This window comes from Blautia sp. Sow4_E7 (assembly GCF_052116245.1).
GTDB lineage: Bacteria > Bacillota > Clostridia > Lachnospirales > Lachnospiraceae > Blautia_A.
The window spans coordinates 25,338-44,608 of sequence record NZ_JBQKLL010000023.1 but is presented as its reverse complement, the minus strand read 5'-3'; the positions used below and the strand labels follow the sequence as shown (position 1 = coordinate 44,608).

Here is a 19,271-nt window from a genome sequence, read left to right as displayed (position 1 = left end):
ACTCCAAAACAGAAGGAAACTGCCAAAAACAGAGTGGCGGTTTCGGGAAAACGTTACCAATGAACTATGAATTATGAATACATATCAGGAGGAAAACGATAATGGAAATGACAACAAGAATGATCATGCTTCAGAACATTGAGAAAATGGTGATGGAGCAGCAGAGAGTGGACGAAAATGACTCTTACATCAAACAGGACAATGAGGACCTGAAATACCTGGAAGCCAGGTACGATCAGCTTCAGCTGCCTCATACTGTGAAGCGGGTGATCGACGATTATATTGCATGCCTGCAGACCAGAGATGAGCGCTATTCCGATCTGGCTTATGCAGCTGGGATCAAGGATACCATAGATCTTTTGCAGGGAATGGGAATGCTGGCCGCTATGTGATCAGACCAGCATTTTATCCAGGCATTCCACGATCAGGCGGACATTCTTCAACGCGCCTAAAGTGTCGCCTTTCTGTTCCAGAGAATGATTGCAGCCTTCGAAGATCCCGCCTGTTTTGTCGGGAAAGTTTCTTGCGGCGGCGCGGATCTTGGATTCTGGCATGTAGGGATCAGCGGTTCCGGCGAAGAAAAGTCCGTTGATGTCGGAGAGATAGCGCAAGGTGGAAGGGATTGGAGTCATGAGGAACTGGTGGACTTTTCCCTTCAGCTGCAGGGCTGTTTCAAGCTGGCAGGCTATGGTGGTGCCGATGCTTTTGGAGATAAAAATGATATCATCGTATTCAGAGAAAGGGACGTTCTCCAATTGGGGGAGCGTTCTTTTTATTGCCAGTTTTATGATGGGCTCCAGTTCGGCGGGGGTGCGGCTGTGGAAGGTGTGAATGTCCTGACCGTAGTCAAGGCGGATGACTTCATAGTCGTGTTCGGCAGCCATGGCAGCGGTATAATAGAGAAGGGGCTTGGTGCAGGTGTAACCGACACCTGGGAAAATGACGGCAAGTTTTTTCATAGTGGGTACCTCGCTTGAATTGTAAATTGCGTTTTATTGAGGAATAAAATGTAATCTGAAAGTGGTTATTTATTTACATATAAAGTATGATTCGATCAGCGTCTGTTTGAATTCATATAAGATATGAGCGTCAAAAGACCCTTTAATATAGCATTATTATATACTTGTTTCACAAAAATTGTAAAGAAATGACGGCAAGAAATATGGTGAATTATCTGTGAAGATATGCTAAAATCGTTAGTGATTTATGAGAAAAATGTGAGGAGTGACATTATGAAATTATTGATTGTGCGCCATGGCGACCCGGATTATGATATAGATTCCCTTACGGAAAAAGGCTGGAAAGAGGTGGAGTATCTTTCACAGAAACTTTCCAAATTAGATGTAAAAGCATTCTATGTATCCCCCCTTGGAAGGGCGAAGGACACTGCGGCACCGACTTTGAAAAAGATGGGCAGAACAGCTACAGAGTGCGAATGGCTGAAGGAATTTCCATGCCAGATCTGGCGCCCGGATGTGAAAGATAAGAAGATCATTGCATGGGACTGGCTGCCCCAGGACTGGATGGCGGACGAGAGATTTTTCCAGTATGATCACTGGTTTGAGAATGAGGCCATGCAGGAAGGTCATGTGAAAGAAGAATATGACCGGGTGATCGGGGAGTTCGACAAGCTTCTGGCAAAGCATGGATATGAGCGCGAAGGGCACTATTATAAAGTGAATGAGGAGAATAACGATACGATCGTTTTCTTCTGTCATTTCGGACTGGAATGCGTACTTCTGAGCCATCTGCTGAATATCTCTCCTATGGTACTGTGGCACGGCTGCGTGGCAGCGCCTTCTTCTGTGACAACCCTGACAACAGAAGAACGCCGCCAGGGGATCGCTGCATTCCGTATGAACTCCTTCGGTGATATTTCACATCTTTACGCAAATAACGAACCGCCGGCTTTTGCAGCGAGATTTTGTGAAGCATATGGAAATAAAGATCAGAGACATGACTGATCTTGTGCATTGAGAAAGGTGTTGCTGTGGAGGTCGTGAACAGTAACCTTTGAAGTATTAACGGATGGTAAGATCTATGATCTGATTTTCAGGAGATAAAAAAAGACTATGTTCTGAGAAAAGGACAAGACGGGAAGGTTAGGGACGTAATTTCGAATTCAGTTACGAATTAGTTATTTTCATTTTAGAAATTTTATAAAATTATTAGAATTTGGACAAATGCTTTTCACAATTATGCGATATGATATATACATCTTAAGAGAAAGACCTCTTAAGAAAAACTCTTTCCTTTCCCTAAAAATGTATAAATAAACCACCGTCTGTTGGCAAGAACGCTGACTGGGCGGTGGTTTTACGTTGTGGAAAAAATCCTGGCTGGACAAGTATGGAGATATTGTCTATAGTAGATAGAAGATTGTGAAGGTTTTGTTTATTATAGATAATGGAGGTACTTATGCAATCATCAAATCAGTTACAGGACATGCTTCATTCCATCAACCGGAAGAGCTATCCTGCCTATAAATCCCTGAAAGGGGCATATCAGTTTCAGAAATATATTTTATCTATCGATCACGTACAGGGTGATCCTTTTGCATCACCGTCCCATGTCAGCGTGAAAATTTCCCATAGAGAAGCTGGATTTCCAGCGGAGTATTATAAAGACAAACTGACCAGAATTACCCTGGCAGACTATCTTACCCGTCAGTTTGAACAGCAGGTGAACCGCTATACTTTCCGGGCAAAAGGCTCTGGAAAAAGCGGTCTGATCTCTGTGACCAGATGCGGTCAGGAGGTGCTGGAGCGGACGGCCTGTGAGATCACAGAACAGGGGATCATTGCAAGGTTTTTCGTAGGATTTCCAGCAAATGGACGTACCATAAACGCAGGGGAGCTGGAGAAAATTTTCTTTGAGTTTCTGCCGGTTTGTGTGGAAAAAGCATTTGTATATAGAAACTTAAGTGGAAAAGATCTGGAAAATACCATTTTTCTGGCGGAAGACCAGATGTATATCCGGGAAGAACTAAAGAAGCGTTCTCTGGTTGCTTTTGTAAATGATGGGGCGGTCCTGCCAAGAGAAAGCGGGATTTCGTCCAGGCCTATGAGAGATTGTATAGCATTTTCATCACCGGAAAGTCTGCGGATCACTATGGAACTTCCACATAAGGGCAGGATCACAGGAATGGGAATTCCCAAAGGTATCACCCTGATCGTAGGCGGTGGTTATCATGGAAAATCTACCCTTCTAAATGCCCTGGAACTGGGCGTTTATAACCACATCCAGGGAGACGGAAGGGAGTATGTGCTTACCGATTCCACAGCACAGAAGCTGCGTTCTGAGGACGGAAGATTTGTGAAGGATGTGGATATTTCCCTTTTTATCAACGACCTTCCCAATAAGAAAAATACCACCTGTTTTTCCACAGAGGATGCCAGTGGAAGTACTTCACAGGCAGCTGGGATTGTAGAAGGAATGGAGGCAAAGAGTAAGGTTTTCCTGTTGGATGAGGACACTTCTGCGACCAATTTTATGGTGCGTGATGCCTTTATGCAGCGTGTGATCAGCAGGGAAAAAGAGCCTATCACGCCGTTTTTGGAGCGTGCCAGGGACCTGTATGAGAAGGCTGGAATTTCCACGATTCTGGTTGCCGGAAGCTCTGGTGCCTTTTTCCATATTGCAGATACAGTGGTCCAGATGGACAATTATATGCCAGTAGATATCACGGAAAAAGCCCGGGAGCTTTGCAAAGATTATCCATTAAATGAGAAAACTGCAGCTGAATTTAAAGTGCCAAAGAGTCATCGGATTATGTCAAAAAGTGCGCCTGCCAAAGGTCCGAAAAAGGATTATTATGGTCATTTTAAGGCACAGGAGAAACCAGAAAGACTGAAGGTAAAGGTGCATGGCAGAGATGGTTTTTCCATTGGAAAACAGGATGTGGATTTGCGTTATATTGAGCAGCTGATCGACAGTGAGCAGACGGGAACCTTAGGCGCGCTGCTGAAATATGCGGTGGAACAGCTGATCGACGGGAAAAGGACACTGCCGGAAATCGTAGAGCTGCTTTGCAGTAAATTGGAAAAAGAAGGGCTGTCTTTCCTGGCAGAAGGGTATATTTCCTGCGGCTATGCAGTACCAAGAAGGCAGGAAATATATGCTTGTTTTAACCGGTACAGGAGACCTTAAACATAATTTGACTATGTCCCCAAAATTATTGTAATGTATTGGAATGTGCGAAAAAACGATGTGAAATTTTGTTCGGTAAAGGTGTAAAAGATTTGTACAGGAAACCGTATTTGTCGGTAGCTTTTTACCTGGTTATACGTTATAATGAAACTCGGATGTGGAAAACGCCGGGAGTATTTTTCCCAGGTAAAATGAAAACAGAAGAAAGGTGGATATAGATTATGGAACGTCCAAACGCATGGCTCACATATTCAGACGCTGATCTGCAGGATCTGGAAAATGTAGCGAAGAAATATCGTCATTTCTTAAATGTAGGAAAGACAGAACGTGAATGTATCACACAGATTGTAAAAGAAGCTGAGGAAGCTGGCTATGTTTCCCTGGAAGAAAAGGTGAAAAAAGGCGAGACTCTGAAAGCAGGAGATAAAGTTTACCAGGTTGGCATGAAGAAGATCATTGCCCTGTATCACATTGGAGAGGATGATCTGGCTGAGGGTATGAATATCCTTTGTGCACATATCGATTCCCCAAGACTGGATATCAAGCAGAACCCGTTATATGAGGATACCGATCTGGCTTATCTTGACACCCATTACTATGGCGGTGTGAAGAAATATCAGTGGGTTGCCCTTCCGATGGCAATGCACGGTGTGATCGCGAAGAAAGACGGCACAGTTGTAAATGTAACTATCGGAGAGGACGAGGACGATCCGGTTGTTTACATCACAGACCTTTTGATCCATCTTGCAGGACAGCAGATGGCGAAGAAGGCTTCTGAGGCTGTTGAGGGTGAGAAACTTGACATCCTGATCGGAAGCCAGCCGCTGAAGGACCTTCCGGATGACAAGAAGAAAGAGGCTGTTAAGGAGAACGTGCTTCGTATTCTGAATGAGAAATACGGTGTAGAAGAGGAAGATTTCCTCTCTGCAGAGCTTGAGATCGTTCCAGCTGGCAAGGCTCGTGATTGTGGACTTGACCGCAGTATGATCGCTGGTTACGGACAGGACGACAGAGTTTGCGCATATACTTCTCTTCTTGCCCTTCTTGAGATGGAAGCACCGAAGCGTACAAGCTGCTGTCTTCTTGTGGATAAGGAAGAAATCGGAAGTGTTGGAGCAACTGGTATGCAGTCTCATTTCTTTGAGAACAGCGTAGCAGAGGTTCTGGATGCACTGGGACAGTATTCTGACCTTAGAATGAGAAAGGCGCTGAAGAATTCCAGTATGCTTTCCTCAGACGTAAGCGCCGGCTATGATCCTGCATTTGCAGAAGCTTTTGAGAAAAAGAACTCTGCTTATCTTGGAAGAGGTATCGTTCTCAACAAGTTCACAGGTGCCCGTGGAAAATCCGGCTCTAATGATGCCAATGCAGAGTATGTGGCAAGAGTCCGTAGGATTTTTGATGACCATAAGGTTTGCTTCCAGACTGCTGAGCTTGGTAAAGTTGATGTTGGCGGAGGTGGAACTATCGCTTATATTGCAGCACTTTATGGCATGGAAGTAATCGACAGTGGTGTTTCCGTTCTCAGTATGCATGCACCGTGGGAAGTGACCAGCAAGGCAGATGTTTACGAGGCGAAGAAGGCTTATAAGGCGTTTCTTCTGGATGCGTAATACAAGATAAAAAATTGACGGGCAGACATTTGTCTGTCCGTATTTTTGTAAAGGAGTACAAAATATGTTGAAAAAACAGGCACCGGGAGAGACCATCCTGAAGGTGGGAGGAATGCTCCTGCTTTTTCTTGGCGTTCTGCTGGCATTTGGAAGTGGAAACACTCTTTCCCTGGTTATGAAGGGCAGCAGTGACAGCGCAGTTGTGGAATATCTGAAGCAGAACGGTATGACTTACAGCCAGCTGGTGGCAAGCAATGTAATGGTTCTGGCAGCAGGAGTGATCTACCTGGCAGCTGGCGTGGTTGGTGTGAAACAGGCAGGTAAGGTGGAGAATGCAGGTCTTTGTGTGGGAATGGGAGGCCTTCTTATTGCAGAGGTTGTGGCAGAGGTGATCGTTACTATGATCTTCGGAGATTTCGATCCGGCTTCCGTGATCCGAATGCTGATGTTCCCGGCTATTTATATGATTGGTGCAGTGCTGAACTGGCAGGCGAAGAAAGCCAGGAGATAGGGAGGCACAGCCATGCTGGAAGAAATTAGAGAGCTCTGATAGAGTCTTTAAAATAGTACCAATCGTGCAAAAAATACCTACAAAAAAATATTTTAAAAAAATTTCAAAAAGGTGTTGACAAAACCACAGGTATCGTGTAGAATATCCATTGTTGTGAGGGACAAATACTTCACAAGTAATAAATGTGTGTTTAGCTCAGCTGGATAGAGCGTTTGGCTACGGACCAAAAGGCCGGGGGTTCGAATCCTCTAACACACGTAGCTAAGAAGCGGAATCATTGAGAAATCAGTGGTTCCGTTTTTTGGGTTTTATTATTAACGATATTTTTTCTGATGACTTGAAGTATTAGCTAATATTTCATATAATTAAAAAAGCAAAGTCATAGCATTTACGCCATCTGAACTTTTGGCGAGAATCTGAGACGCGATATTATTGAAGCGCTGGCGGAAGGGGGAGAAGAGAATGTTTACAGCATTTAATTCAGAAAGCTTATGGCTCGGTACAGACTTGAAAAGATTTAATGAGATTCGGGATATTCTGGATAGACAGAATATCAGGTATAAGTACAAAGTAAAAGACCAGCTGGGAGAATGGACAGGCAGCGGAACACTTCGGGGACGTGTGGGAAGTGCAGGAAGCCCAGCGGAGCAAGCCAAGCAGTATGAAATCCTTGTGGATAAGAAAAATCTGGAGCAGGCACGTTTTGTTATAAAAAAATGATATAGTACATTGGGAAAGACACCAGAATCTTAGTGAGTGTTTCAAAATGCTTTCTGCAAATTATGATGTGCGGTTGCAGAAATGATTATGGAACACTTTCCTAAATGGATTTGGTGTCTTTTTTATTTGGCATCACTCCTATAATGTAAGAAATAATAAGAAGCATATCTATTGCTGTTTTGGCGAAAATTTTATAGTTGTTAAATTTCTTGTTACCATCCCCCTTTTTTTTCCGATATATAATATGACTGGAAACAAATTCCTTTCAAAAGGCGCCTTATTGGTTACTGTTCTGGTTGTGGGCAGTAACCGTTAGCTTATAGAAACCCGGAGGAGAACCTGTAAATGAAAGACGATGAAATTATAGATCTGTTTATGGCAAGAGATGAAAATGCTATTAAAGAGCTAAGCCTGAAATATCATCCCTATTGCTACAAGATTGCCTGGAATTTACTTGCGAATAAAGAAGACTGCGAGGAATGTCTGAATGATACCTGGTTTTCGGTGTGGTCCAAGATCCCACCTGCCAGGCCACCAGTTCTGGCGCATTTTTGCGGCAGGATCACGAGAAACCTCAGCATTGACCGCTTGCGGAAAAAGTTTGCAGGTAAGCGGCCGGATGTGCATATGTCAGATGTTCTTGGGGAGATGGATCAGCTGAATGTGACCTATACGGTGGAAGACCAGCTGGCCGAAAAAGAACTGATGAAGGTGATCAATGATTTTCTGGGAGAAATAAAAGCAGAAGACAGGGATATTTTTGTAAGAAGATACTGGAATCTGGATTCCATTGCTGCTATTGCAAAGAGACATCACATGTCAACGGGAAGTGTGAAGATGAATCTGTATCGAAACAGGAAGAAGCTGATTCCGAGTTGCAAAAAGAAGAGGCTGATTCAAAGGAAAATTTCCTGTCCACTGCAGAATTTCGGATTGACTATCAGAATTCCAGAATAAACGGGCAGGAAATCGATGAATATGGGAGTGGAAGCTATCTTCCATATTCGATCAATGCGTTGATGAATGAGGGGCTAGACGAAAATGTATATGATGGAGTGCTGGAATCCCGTTTTCAGAATTCTGTGGATCTTGGAGAAAGCCCGGAGGTACATCTTGTGATTGTTGCCTATAATGGGGGAGAGGTATTGGAAGGAGAGCCAATTGCAACAGTCCAGTTTGATTTCTCAATTTCACACGGGGAGCTTATGAAGCAGACAGTTCATAAGAAGCTGGAAGATACCTCCATTAAAACAGATGAGGGAGCTGTAAAATTGCTTGATTTTTCCATGAATAAGCTGCAGAGCAGGATTCTGGCAGAAGTTCCAGATGAATTGTATGAAAAATATGAACTGAAACTGGAAGGAACAGACAGTAAGGGAAATCAGGTGGTGTATGAGTTAAATGGCGGAACGGAGAACGACGCACATCAGTGGTGCTTTAAAACAGACTTTTTCGGAATGTATCAGATGGATTCTGAGGAGCCGGTACTTATGCTTCCTGATATTGATAGCGAATATCTGGAATTGCAGCTTTATATCAGAGAGTCTTATATGGCAGAGTCAGATACGATCTGGGATGGTGACGATTTTGCAGAAGTCGGGGAGACTACAGCTGAGGTGGAAGAGGTTTCGGATAATCCACAGGAAGATGAAAAGGGCGCTGATGTGGACGAACAGGCGGAAACACAAATTATTGGAGGGGCAGCAGGTTCCACGTCTATCATGATCAGGGACAATGGGGATCAGGATGAAAATGCTGATATTGCGGACACCGAGGACGCGCTTTATGGAACTGAAGAAGGTGCATATGATATAGATGCGGATGAAATCGCAGCAGGATCAGATACTGACTGCGGCTGGATACCTGTTGGGAATAAGATAAAGATCCAGATCAAATGATTGGAAAAATAAATGAAAGTTTAAACATCCATAGGAAAAAGCGGAATCATTGAGAAATCAGTGGTTCCGCTTTAGAGCCTGTTTGAAAAATCATTCCTGCAATCTGCACGCCCCACTTTGCGGTAGATTTCACTTGAATTCGGGTATTGTAGTCTGGTATGAGAAAATAGTAAATACATGGACCGTTTTAGTTTATGTTATAATATCTCAAACTTTGGTTCTAAAGTTCATTTCAAGGTACATTCTGTGCCATTTGCATACTCAAGGGGAAGAGGAAGCGTAAAGGGAAAAGAAAAATATAATGCCGTGGCAGAAGTGCGCGGCGGTTAAATACGGAGGAAGATATGTGCGGTATCTGTGGATTTACCGGTCACAGGAATGACCAGAAGGCTGTGATCGAGAGAATGATGAAATCCATTGAACATAGAGGGCCAGACAGTGAAGGCTCTTTTTGTGGTGGCGAGATTACCCTTGGGTTTAGAAGGCTTAGTATTATTGACCTGGAGGACGGACAACAGCCCATGGAAAGTGCGGATGGAAATCTGCATATTGTTTTTAATGGAGAGATTTATGATTATAAGGAACTGCGGGCTGAATTAGAGGCGGCGGGCATTTCGTTTCGCACCCATTCGGATACGGAAGTGCTGGTGAATACAATTCAGCAGTATGGGGAAACGGCCTTGGACAAGCTGCGGGGAATGTTCGGGTTTGCTGTGTGGAATGAGAAGGAGCAGACTTTGATGCTGGCAAGGGACTTCTTTGGGATTAAGCCGGTGTATTATGCGCAGATCGACGGGCATTTCGTATTTGCATCTGAGATCAAGAGCATCCTGGCGTTTCCTGGTTATAAAAGAGAAGTGAACAGGCTGGCGTTGGAGCAGTATCTGTCCTTTCAATATTCAGCACTGGAAGAGACCTTTTTTAAAGGAATTTATAAGCTGATGCCGGGGCATGTGCTTATTTATAGAGATGGAAAATATGAAATAAAATCGTATTTTAAAGCCAGACTTACACCCGGTCAATGGGAAGAAAGTCAAGAGAAGTCAAATGTTGGGACTCGCAGGGATGAAAATGTCAAGTGCGCAGAACGAGACAAAGCAATGGATATACAGAAGGAAACTTCGAAGAAAAATGTCAATGAGTTAAAAGAAAACAATCCAGACCTGCAGCAGCTTCAGTTCAGGCTTGAAAACATCCTGGACGATTCTGTAAAGCACCACATGCTAAGTGATGTGGAGGTTGGCGCATTCCTGTCTGGCGGTGTGGATTCTGGCTATCTGGCAGCCGCCTCCGGAGCAGACCAGGCATTTACCGTAGGCTTTGACGAAGGCAATCGGTACAATGAAGTGGAAAAAGCTGCCCAGGTTGCGAAAGCAGCAGGCCTGAAACACCATGTGAAAATCATTTCCAAGGAAGAATTCTGGAATTCCCTTCCGGATGTGATGTATCATATGGACGAACCTTCAGGAGATGCATCCGCAGTTGCCCTTTATTTCCTGGCACAGGAAGCAGCGAAGCATGTGAAAGTAGTGCTTTCAGGCGAGGGCGCGGATGAGCTTTTCGGCGGATATAACATTTACCGGGAGCCGGAAGCGCTGAAAATGGTTGGCTGGGTTCCATTTGGAATCAGAAGGGCTGTGGGCCGGCTGGCAGCGAAACTGCCAGATGTGAAAGGCAGGGATTTCCTGATCCGCGCGGGAAAGAAAGTAGAAGACAGATTTATCGGAAATGCATATATTTATGGTGAAAAAGAGAAAAATCAGATTTTAAAAGGCGGTGTGACAGGGCAGACAACCCAGGAATACCTGAATCCGTTTTATAAAGAAATTGAAAATGATCGTTTCTTTGAAAAGACAGACAGAACTAAGCACTCAGATAAAGTGTGCAGTATAGAAAAGAAACGTGGAAGACTGGGGAAATCTCATCTTCAGGATATGGAGAAAATGCAGTCCGTTGACCTGAATTACTGGCTTCCCGGCGATATCCTCCAGAAAGCGGACAAGATGAGTATGGCCCATTCCCTGGAAGTGCGGGTGCCATTTCTGGACAAGGAAGTATGGGCGCTGGCAGCAGGGCTGCCTAAGGAAGCCAAGATTGCTGACGGTACGACGAAGGATATTTTCCGAAAAGCAGTTTCGAAGTATATTCCCCAGGATACGGACGGAAGGAAGAAGCTGGGATTTCCAATTCCCATCCGTGTGTGGCTGCGCCAGGATGACTGGTATCAGATGGTGAAAGAATTGTTTACATCAAAAGAAGCTGAAGAATTTTTCCATACAGAAAAATTGCTCCAGCTTCTAAAAGAACATAAAGAAGGGAAAAAGGACAACAGCCGCAAGATCTGGACAGTCCTTACCTTCCTGATCTGGTATCATACATTTTTTTACAGGGAAAGTTCTGAACGGCAGCTGCAAAGCAACTGACTTTCCTATATGGTGATGCCGCTGGATGCGCCCTGTCCGTTTAGGAATCCTTCCGCTCCGCTTTTCTGGCCTTTTTCGCAGAGTACATTTTCTCGTCTGCCAGATTGATATAATCATTCAGAGTCAGAACCGGATCCTCGGCGATCACCCAGCCGATACTTGCTTCAATGGGGAAGCCCATCTGGCTGTTGGCAGAAAGTACATCCAGAGAAGCCTGAAGGGTATGAGCCAGCTCCTGCATTTGCCGCTTATCAGAATAAGGGATCACACACACGAATTCATCTCCGCCATAGCGCATGGAAATGGACTCCGCAGGACAGTACTGCCGCAGGACGGAAGCAATGCTGCTGATGGCAAGATTCCCCATATCATGACCGAAGTTGTCGTTGATATATTTCAGGTGATCTGCGTCCACAAACATGATCCCCACTGGCTGATTTTCCTGCATACATTGATGGAAAAGAGGCAGGGCCAGTTTCTCATAGGCCATCCGGTTGTAAAGCCCGGTGAGGGAATCGTGGATATAAAGCTGGGAAAGCTGTTTGTTCATTTTGCGCAGGGTAAGCCTTGCATACAGGGCTTCCATGGAGGTCTGGAGCGCATTTAAGGTTTCGAACAGGAACTGATGCTCCAGCAGATAATCACAATTGGTGATGATCAGAAATCCGATTTCCCGTTCACGAAAATGCAGAGGACAGAACTGGTAAATATTTTGCTTTCCATCAGATTCTTTTCGTGGAAGGGCAAGGATCTCCTTTAGATCAAGCTGCTGTGGCTTTTGATTTTCCTGACGTGGGTAAACCAGTGTCATTTCATTTGGATATCCGTGAGTCAGATAGGCGTCGTCCGGGATTTCAGGAAGCACGTCCACATTTTCACTCATAAAGATATCCGGATTCATAAACAGATAAATATTTCCGCAGCCATGCTCAGTCAGCCAGGTCTGCATGCGCCCTGCAAGCTCTGTGTATCCGGAGCAGTCCAGGAGAACACGGTTCAGATCCATCATCCAGTTCTGCATATCGCTCTGGCGTGCTTCCGCTACAATACGTCCAATTACGTATTCTCCACGGTCTGGCGGATTCTGGGAAATACAGCCGCAGCTTTCCTGAAAAACATAGTTGAAAGGTGCGTACACATAAGTGGTTTCTGCCTTCCCCTGCCAGATTTTTTCCAGAAGCAGAAGGGCATCTGCCATAACATCAGCCTTGGAAAAGCCTACGGTGGTAATTCTTGGATCATAGTAGGATGCCTTGTCCTCATTGTCAAAACCGGTTACCAGAAAATCTCCGGGAATCGAATATCCCGCTTCTTTGGCAGCCAGGCAGACACCGACCGCAGTATTGTCGTTGACGCATACAAAGGCATCTGGAAGCAGATCCTTTTCTTTAAATATAGAAAAGGCCTGGATTCCAGTTTCAATTTCGTAATTATGATGGATCACCCGCTGCCCCTCGAAGGGAATTCCATGGCGAAGAAGGGCATCCTTGTAAGCCTTGAAACGGAGCTGGTTTTCTTTATTAAATTCAGGTCCGCCGATGTAATTCAGAGTCCGGCATCCATGCTCAGTGATCAGGTGGTCAACAATCCTGGTAATGGCCTCGTAGTTGTCAATTCCGGAATGATAGAACCCTGGAATCTGTTCTAGAAGGGAAACAGTTGGGACGCCGCTTTTCCTGGCACGTTCGATCACCTCTGCGATCAGGTCTGGCTGGGACACGGTGGCAAGATCCAGAAGGATGCCGTCAAATTCTGAAAAATCAGGAAGCCGTGTGATGTTGTATTCCCCTGTATTATGCTTCTCATCCATACTGAAATTTCCGAAGCTCTGGAAAATATATAAATCCATATCTGACCGGTGGGCAGCCATGTAATTCCGATATCCCTGAATCCAGGTATAGGTTACATAACGTCCCCAGCCGTCTGTAATAAGTGCTATTTTCTTCATGTAAAAATCTCCCAAGGATAGTTGTGCAAAACTACAAACATTGTTAGTATTATATCGAATTTTCTATGGAAATACCACATCTTTTGTAAAAAATATGTGGGAAAATCTCGAAACCCAATTTCGCTAAAAGTGATTTTTTACAAAATAATTTTCGAAAAAACGAAACCACCGATATTGAGAATTATTCTCAATTACCCTTCTTTTCATATCCAGATAAAAGAGGTATGATAAACACAAGTTAGCACGAACTAACAAAAAGCAGCGTAGAAATCACTGTAATTGTTTTGAGAGAAAATAGTTCGTGAACGACAATGTTTTACAGGGAGGAAAAGAGATGTTTCTTGAAATTAAAGGTTTGAAGAAAGGCTTCGGTTCCGGAGACAGCAGGACAGAGGTTCTCCGCGGAATTGATTTTTCTGTGGAAAAAGGTGAGTTCTGTGTGCTTCTTGGACCGTCTGGTTCCGGAAAATCCACGCTTTTGAATATTATCGGTGGAATTGATGAGCCAGATGAGGGCTATATTTCCATAAACGGGGAAAAAACAGGGGACATGAAAGATAAGGCGCTGACTCTTTACCGCCGGAAGCATCTGGGATATGTTTTTCAGATGTATAATCTGATCCCAAATTTAAATGTAAAGGAAAATATCGAAGTGGGTGCCTATCTCAGCGATAAGGCCCTGGATATTGATGAACTGCTTCATACCCTGGGACTTTATGAGCACAGACATAAGCTTCCCAATCAGCTTTCCGGCGGTCAGCAGCAGAGAACTGCCATTGGTCGTGCCATTGTAAAAAATCCGGATATCCTTCTTTGCGACGAGCCAACAGGAGCGCTGGATTACAACACCTCCAAGGAAATTTTGCGCCTGATCGAGCAGGTTAACCAGAAGTATGGAAATACCATCATCATGGTTACCCATAACGATGCCATCAAAAATATGGCAGACCGTGTGGTGAAGCTTCGTGACGGTCAGATCCGCAAAAATTATCTCAATGAGTCCAAAGTCGCAGCCGACGATCTAGACTGGTAAGGCGGTGTACTATGAAGAATCCATTGTGGAAACGTCTTCCAAGAGAATTGAAAAGTGATTTCGGAAAATATATTGTGATCTTTCTGTTTATGACACTGACCATTGGCTTTGTGTCCGGGTATCTGGTTGCCGACGACAGTATGCTGGCAGCCTATGACGAAAGCTTCGAAAAGTATAATGTGGAACACGGCAATTTCACTTTGTCTTCGAAAGCCAGCGAAAGTGATTTGAAGAAAATTGAAAAAAATGGAAAGGTACGAATCTGCGAAAATTTTTACTGGGATGAGGGCGCAGACGCAGATCTTGATGGAATCGAAGAAGGAACCATGCGAATTTACCAGAATCGTACAGATATGGACCTGGTGTGCCTGATGGAAGGTGTATTTCCGGCTGCAAAAAACGAGATCGCCATTGACCGAATGTATGCAGATAACAACAATTTGAAAGTCGGGGACAAGATACGGATTTCAGGTGAAGAACTGGATATTACCGGACTTGTGGCATTATCCGACTATAGTAGTTTATTTTCCGATAACATTGATATGATGTTTGATGCGGTGAAGTTCGGAGTTGCCGTTATGACAGAAGAAGGGACAAACAGCTTCGGAACCACCCATGAGGAATATCGTTATTCCTGGCAGTATGACACAGTTCCAAAGGATGATATAGAAGAGAAAAACATGTCGGAAGATTTCCTGGATGTGGTGGTGAAATACGGAAATGTAACTGGCTTTATCCCAGGCTATGCAAACCAGGCCCTTCATTTTACTGGAGATGACATGGGCGGTGACAAGGCCATGGTAGAGGTGCTGCTTTATATTCTGATCGTAATTATCGCCTTTGTATTTGCGGTCACCACAAACAATACAATTACCAAGGAAGCTTGTGTGATCGGAACCTTAAGGGCTTCCGGATATACCAGAAGAGAGCTGCTGATCCATTATATTTCCATGCCGGTAATTGTTACCGTGATCGCGTCTGTTCTGGGAAATGTGCTGGGATATACAGCTTTTAAGTATGTATGCGCTGATATGTACTATGGCAGCTACAGTCTGCCAACTTATGAAACACATTGGAATGCGGATGCTTTTATTCTTACGACCGTTGTTCCGATCGTGATCATGCTGGGAATCAATCTGCTTCTGATCTCCAGAAAATTAAGATTGTCCCCATTGAAATTCCTGCGCCACGATCTGTCCACTTCCAAAAGGAAAAAGGCTGTGCGCCTTCCGAACTTTAAGTTTTTCAACCGCTTCCGGCTGCGCATTATCCTGCAGAATAAGTCCAGCTATCTGACTTTATTTATTGGAATCTTTTTTGCAAATGTGCTGCTGCTTTTTGGAATGATGATGAAGCCGCTTCTGGATCATTATCAGGAAGAGATTTTGAAAAATATGATCGCGCCGTACCAGTATGTGCTGAACGTACCGGAGGAGCCAGACGAGGAGGAGCGGTATACGGTTATGGGAATGCTGCAGAAATTCCTTACTCCGCCCTTGAAAACCAATGAGGAGTCCGCAGAAAAATTCTGTCTGAATTCCATGAAAAACGTATTGCCAGATCAGGATGGCGAGACCATAACGGTCTATGGAATTTCGGAGGATAGTGCATATGTAAGTACAGAGCTTCCAACAGATGGAGTTCTGATTTCCGACGGTTATGCAGAGAAGTATAAGATAAAGACCGGGGATACCATTGTGCTGAAGGAGTCTTACGGAAGTGAGACCTATGAGTTTACGGTGCAGGGAATTTATGATTATCCGGCTTTGCTGACGGTGTTTATGCCGATCACTTCTTACCGGGAAACCTTTGGAGAAAAGGAGGACTACTTTAACGGCTATTTTTCCCAGGAAAAGATCAAAGACCTGGATGAGGATCTGATCGCAATGACAATTACAGAGGATGATCTGACCAAGGTCAGTCGCCAGCTGGATGTTTCTATGGGAGAGATGTTCAAGCTGATCAATGTGTTTGCGGTTGTGCTGTTTGCCCTCCTGATCTATCTGCTTACCAAGCTGATCATTGAGAAGAATGCCAATGCTATTTCCATGGTAAAGATCCTGGGATATGAGAACCGGGAGATCAACAGCCTGTATCTTACTTCCACTACGTGGGTGGTGATCTTGTCTATTTTACTTAGCCTGCTTTTGTCTACCTGGACGATCTATGGGATTTACGGATATCTGATGTCCTCCTTCTCAGGCTGGCTGACCTTATATCTGGAACCAGCAGTTTATCCGGAGATGTTTGCAATGGGTATGGGGGCGTATGTGCTGGTAGCATTGCTGCAGTTCAGAAGGATCAAGAAGATTCCGATGGATGTGGCGCTGAAGAATGTGGAGTAGGAGAAATTTGAGAAAATAGAATATTGGGGGATATCGGGGCAGACTTCTGTTTTTGGGGAGTTTGCCCCTATTTGCTGAGCGCTTTATTTTCGACAATATGTTTTGAGTGTTTGGGGTATTACAGTAGCAACCAGGTTGGAGTGGTGTTTTGTTTATTGAGAGATTTATTCACATTTTCATGTTGTGATTTGGTAAAATTTCGTATATACTTTCCCTTGTAGCCCAAAGTGGATATTTTGTATCCGAGCGGGACTTGCTGCGTATAATAATGGGAGCAGGTGCCCACATATTTTTTCAGAAGAGGAGATACGACATGGATTACGCAAAAGAATCCTTAAAGATGCACTATGAGTTAAAAGGTAAAATTGAAGTTGTTTCAAGAGCAAAGGTTGATTCCAAGGATGCTTTAAGCCTTGCTTACACCCCTGGTGTTGCACAGCCTTGCCTTGAGATTCAGAAAGATATTAATAAAAGTTATGAGCTGACCAGACGCTGGAATACGGTTGCAGTAGTAACAGACGGTACTGCAGTTCTGGGACTTGGCGATATCGGCCCGGAGGCTGGTATGCCGGTTATGGAGGGCAAATGCGTTCTGTTCAAAGAGTTTGGAGATGTAGATGCCATTCCGCTCTGCGTTCGAAGCAAAGATGTAGATGAGATCGTGCAGACCGTTCGACTTCTGGCTGGAAGCTTCGGCGGGGTAAACCTGGAGGATATTTCCGCACCCAGATGCTTTGAAATCGAGAAGAAGCTGAAAGAGTGCTGTGACATTCCGATTTTCCATGATGACCAGCATGGTACTGCAGTTATCACACTTGCTGGTGTGATCAATGCGCTGAAGGTTGTTGGAAAGAAGATCGAGGATATCAAGATCGTTACTTCCGGAGCAGGAGCTGCAGGAATCGCCATTATCAAACTTCTTATCTCTATGGGACTTAAGAATGTGATCATGACAGACCGTAAGGGTGCAATCTACGAAGGCCGCGAAGGTCTGAACCCGATCAAAGAAGAGATGGCGAAGATCACCAACCAGAACCATGAGAAAGGTACCTTAAGCGAAGTGATCAAAGGCGCTGACGTATTCATCGGCGTTTCCGCACCAGGAACCCTTACTCCAGACATGGTTCGCACCATGGCAAAAGACCCGATCATTTTTGCCTGCGCAAATCCGACTCCTGAGATTTTCCCGGATGAGGCTAAGGCAGCAGGAGCAGCAGTAGTATCCACCGGCCGTTCCGATTACCCGAACCAGGTAAACAACGTTCTCTGCTTCCCTGGAATCTTCCGCGGTGCCCTTGACGTCCGCGCATCCGACATCAACGATGAGATGAAGATCGCCGCAGCCTACGCTATCGCAGGGCTGGTAAGTGATGAAGAACTGTGCGCTGACTATATTCTGCCAGCAGCATTTGACTCTCGTGTGAAAGACGCAGTTGCGAAGGCTACAGCAGAGGCTGCAATTAAGAGTGGAGTAGCTAGAATTTAAAAACAGAGGTGTTTTAAGGCGGACGCATTCGGACAATGGGTATTACTCACTCGCCGGCGCAACGCTACGATGAACTAACTGCCAACTACGACTAATGCGTTCAGGAGAGCCTTCACGCATAAGTCTTCGTAGGCAGTGGATTTCATCTACGCTAAGAACGCGCCTGAAATGGCTCGCTAGAGCAATACCCATTGCCCAAATGCTGTGCACTGGCTGAGACTGTTTAGTTTCTAGCAAATTAAAATTCTTTATATATCCGTTTGTTTTCTTCGGCAGAGAACAACTTTAAACGATGCCCGATCCGAATCGCCTTTGAGTCAGTTCCATGTCCGATCAAGGGCGTTTTCGCAACGGGTGTCTTTTTTTCTGCAAATTCAAGGACTAGTTGTGCCATGTCTGGTTGACAGTTATCTGCCTCCATCTTTGTAAAAGTCCCCAGCAGAATACCATTCACCTTCTTAAACACACCGATCTGGCTCAGCTGGCTTAAATACGTCACTATCTGCGGCAGCTTTCCGCCCCAGGCTTCCAGAAGGAGAATTTTCTCCCGCATATCCGGCCAGTAAGGGGTGCCTGCCAGCTTTAAAAGACAACGTATATTGCCGCCAACCACAATTCCTTCCATATGAGTTCCCTGCACAAATTCATAAGGAAAATCATAAAGAGAGGAAGCTCCAGCCAGCGTCGTTCCCAGAAAGTCCGTTATCTGGGACTGGCTGTGGTCGTAAGTCAGGTTCCGTACTTGATATAGGACAGAGGATTTTCCTGTCCGTGCATAGATGGCGTTCAAAATCGTAGTTAGATCACTGTATCCCCAGAAACGCTTTTTCCCATAAGCAATAGTCTGGAAATCAAGATAAGGCAGAAGCTCGTTTGCCATATCTCCGCCAGATACATCAAAAATCTCTTCTATAGAATCATCCTCATAAAACTTCATAAGAGCCCCGGCGCGCTCTCGGGCAGTTCCAGCACGTCCAGTTTCATCCCCATAAAGATAAGGACTAAGTTCTGCCTCCAGCCCCGCTTTTTCCAGAATCTGCACCAGCATTTCTATTGTTCCAGCCTGATCAGCGCTAAGTCCGTTAGAACAACAGACAATCCCCACTTTACTTCCCTGTTTCATAAAAGTAATCCTTTCTTTCTAT

16 protein-coding genes and 1 tRNA gene are annotated in these 19,271 nt (G+C 44.7%); 14 read left to right on the top strand and 3 right to left on the bottom strand.

Annotated elements, in window-relative coordinates; translation table 11 throughout:
- Positions 1 to 101: 101 nt before the first annotated feature.
- A complete protein-coding gene (locus ACTQ50_RS12895) occupies positions 102 to 392 on the top strand; it encodes a hypothetical protein (RefSeq protein WP_226819742.1) in 291 nt (96 codons plus the stop codon).
- On the opposite strand, the gene ACTQ50_RS12890 is transcribed toward ACTQ50_RS12895, so the two are convergent.
- Positions 393 to 959, bottom strand: a complete 567-nt coding sequence (locus ACTQ50_RS12890; protein WP_441484559.1) for a hypothetical protein — start codon at positions 957 to 959, stop codon at positions 393 to 395. It lies immediately after the preceding gene.
- Between the two features lie 273 nt (positions 960 to 1,232).
- Between ACTQ50_RS12890 and ACTQ50_RS12885 the strand changes: the two genes are divergently transcribed.
- From ACTQ50_RS12885 to asnB, 10 genes are all read left to right on the top strand, one after another.
- Positions 1,233 to 1,964: a histidine phosphatase family protein gene (locus ACTQ50_RS12885; protein ID WP_441484558.1), complete on the top strand. Its 732-nt coding sequence runs from the start codon at positions 1,233 to 1,235 to the stop codon at positions 1,962 to 1,964.
- Positions 1,965 to 2,418: 454 nt separating this feature from the next.
- Complete coding sequence (locus ACTQ50_RS12880) at positions 2,419 to 4,149, top strand: ABC-ATPase domain-containing protein (protein ID WP_441484557.1); 1,731 nt, start codon at positions 2,419 to 2,421, stop codon at positions 4,147 to 4,149.
- A 221-nt stretch (positions 4,150 to 4,370) separates the two neighbouring features.
- Positions 4,371 to 5,762 (top strand): aminopeptidase, encoded by a 1,392-nt coding sequence (locus tag ACTQ50_RS12875; protein ID WP_441484556.1) that lies wholly within the window; start codon positions 4,371 to 4,373, stop codon positions 5,760 to 5,762.
- A gap of 64 nt (positions 5,763 to 5,826) precedes the next feature.
- Positions 5,827 to 6,273 (top strand): hypothetical protein, encoded by a 447-nt coding sequence (locus ACTQ50_RS12870; RefSeq protein WP_441484555.1) that lies wholly within the window; start codon positions 5,827 to 5,829, stop codon positions 6,271 to 6,273.
- A gap of 184 nt (positions 6,274 to 6,457) precedes the next feature.
- A tRNA-Arg gene (locus tag ACTQ50_RS12865) sits at positions 6,458 to 6,531 on the top strand.
- Positions 6,532 to 6,735: 204 nt separating this feature from the next.
- Positions 6,736 to 6,993: a hypothetical protein gene (locus tag ACTQ50_RS12860; RefSeq protein WP_441484554.1), complete on the top strand. Its 258-nt coding sequence runs from the start codon at positions 6,736 to 6,738 to the stop codon at positions 6,991 to 6,993.
- Between the two features lie 345 nt (positions 6,994 to 7,338).
- Positions 7,339 to 7,950 (top strand): RNA polymerase sigma factor, encoded by a 612-nt coding sequence (locus tag ACTQ50_RS12855; RefSeq protein ID WP_441484553.1) that lies wholly within the window; start codon positions 7,339 to 7,341, stop codon positions 7,948 to 7,950.
- Positions 7,869 to 8,891 (top strand): hypothetical protein, encoded by a 1,023-nt coding sequence (locus ACTQ50_RS12850; RefSeq protein ID WP_441484552.1) that lies wholly within the window; start codon positions 7,869 to 7,871, stop codon positions 8,889 to 8,891. The genes ACTQ50_RS12855 and ACTQ50_RS12850 overlap by 82 nt, the downstream gene beginning before the upstream one ends.
- Positions 8,892 to 8,940: 49 nt before the next feature.
- Positions 8,941 to 9,174 (top strand): DUF6783 domain-containing protein, encoded by a 234-nt coding sequence (locus ACTQ50_RS12845; RefSeq protein ID WP_441484551.1) that lies wholly within the window; start codon positions 8,941 to 8,943, stop codon positions 9,172 to 9,174.
- Positions 9,175 to 9,235: 61 nt separating this feature from the next.
- The gene (gene asnB, locus ACTQ50_RS12840; protein ID WP_441484550.1) at positions 9,236 to 11,314 is read left to right on the top strand and encodes an asparagine synthase (glutamine-hydrolyzing); all 2,079 of its coding nucleotides are present in this window, start codon (positions 9,236 to 9,238) and stop codon (positions 11,312 to 11,314) included.
- A gap of 40 nt (positions 11,315 to 11,354) precedes the next feature.
- On the opposite strand, the gene ACTQ50_RS12835 is transcribed toward asnB, so the two are convergent.
- Positions 11,355 to 13,262: a diguanylate cyclase gene (locus ACTQ50_RS12835; protein WP_441484549.1), complete on the bottom strand. Its 1,908-nt coding sequence runs from the start codon at positions 13,260 to 13,262 to the stop codon at positions 11,355 to 11,357.
- A 334-nt stretch (positions 13,263 to 13,596) separates the two neighbouring features.
- Between ACTQ50_RS12835 and ACTQ50_RS12830 the strand changes: the two genes are divergently transcribed.
- The 3 genes from ACTQ50_RS12830 to ACTQ50_RS12820 all read left to right on the top strand — a co-directional run bounded on the left by ACTQ50_RS12830 (position 13,597) and on the right by ACTQ50_RS12820 (position 18,126).
- Positions 13,597 to 14,295: an ABC transporter ATP-binding protein gene (locus tag ACTQ50_RS12830; RefSeq protein WP_226819728.1), complete on the top strand. Its 699-nt coding sequence runs from the start codon at positions 13,597 to 13,599 to the stop codon at positions 14,293 to 14,295.
- Between the two features lie 11 nt (positions 14,296 to 14,306).
- Positions 14,307 to 16,640 carry an ABC transporter permease gene (locus tag ACTQ50_RS12825; RefSeq protein ID WP_441484548.1) on the top strand — a complete coding sequence of 778 codons (2,334 nt, stop codon included), beginning with the start codon at positions 14,307 to 14,309 and terminating at the stop codon, positions 16,638 to 16,640.
- 313 nt (positions 16,641 to 16,953) lie between these two features.
- Entirely contained in the window at positions 16,954 to 18,126 is a 1,173-nt protein-coding gene (locus ACTQ50_RS12820) for an NAD(P)-dependent malic enzyme (RefSeq protein WP_295306726.1), read from the top strand.
- A gap of 238 nt (positions 18,127 to 18,364) precedes the next feature.
- On the opposite strand, the gene ACTQ50_RS12815 is transcribed toward ACTQ50_RS12820, so the two are convergent.
- Positions 18,365 to 19,249, bottom strand: a complete 885-nt coding sequence (locus ACTQ50_RS12815; RefSeq protein ID WP_441484547.1) for an LD-carboxypeptidase — start codon at positions 19,247 to 19,249, stop codon at positions 18,365 to 18,367.
- Between the last annotated feature and the right edge of the window lie 22 nt (positions 19,250 to 19,271).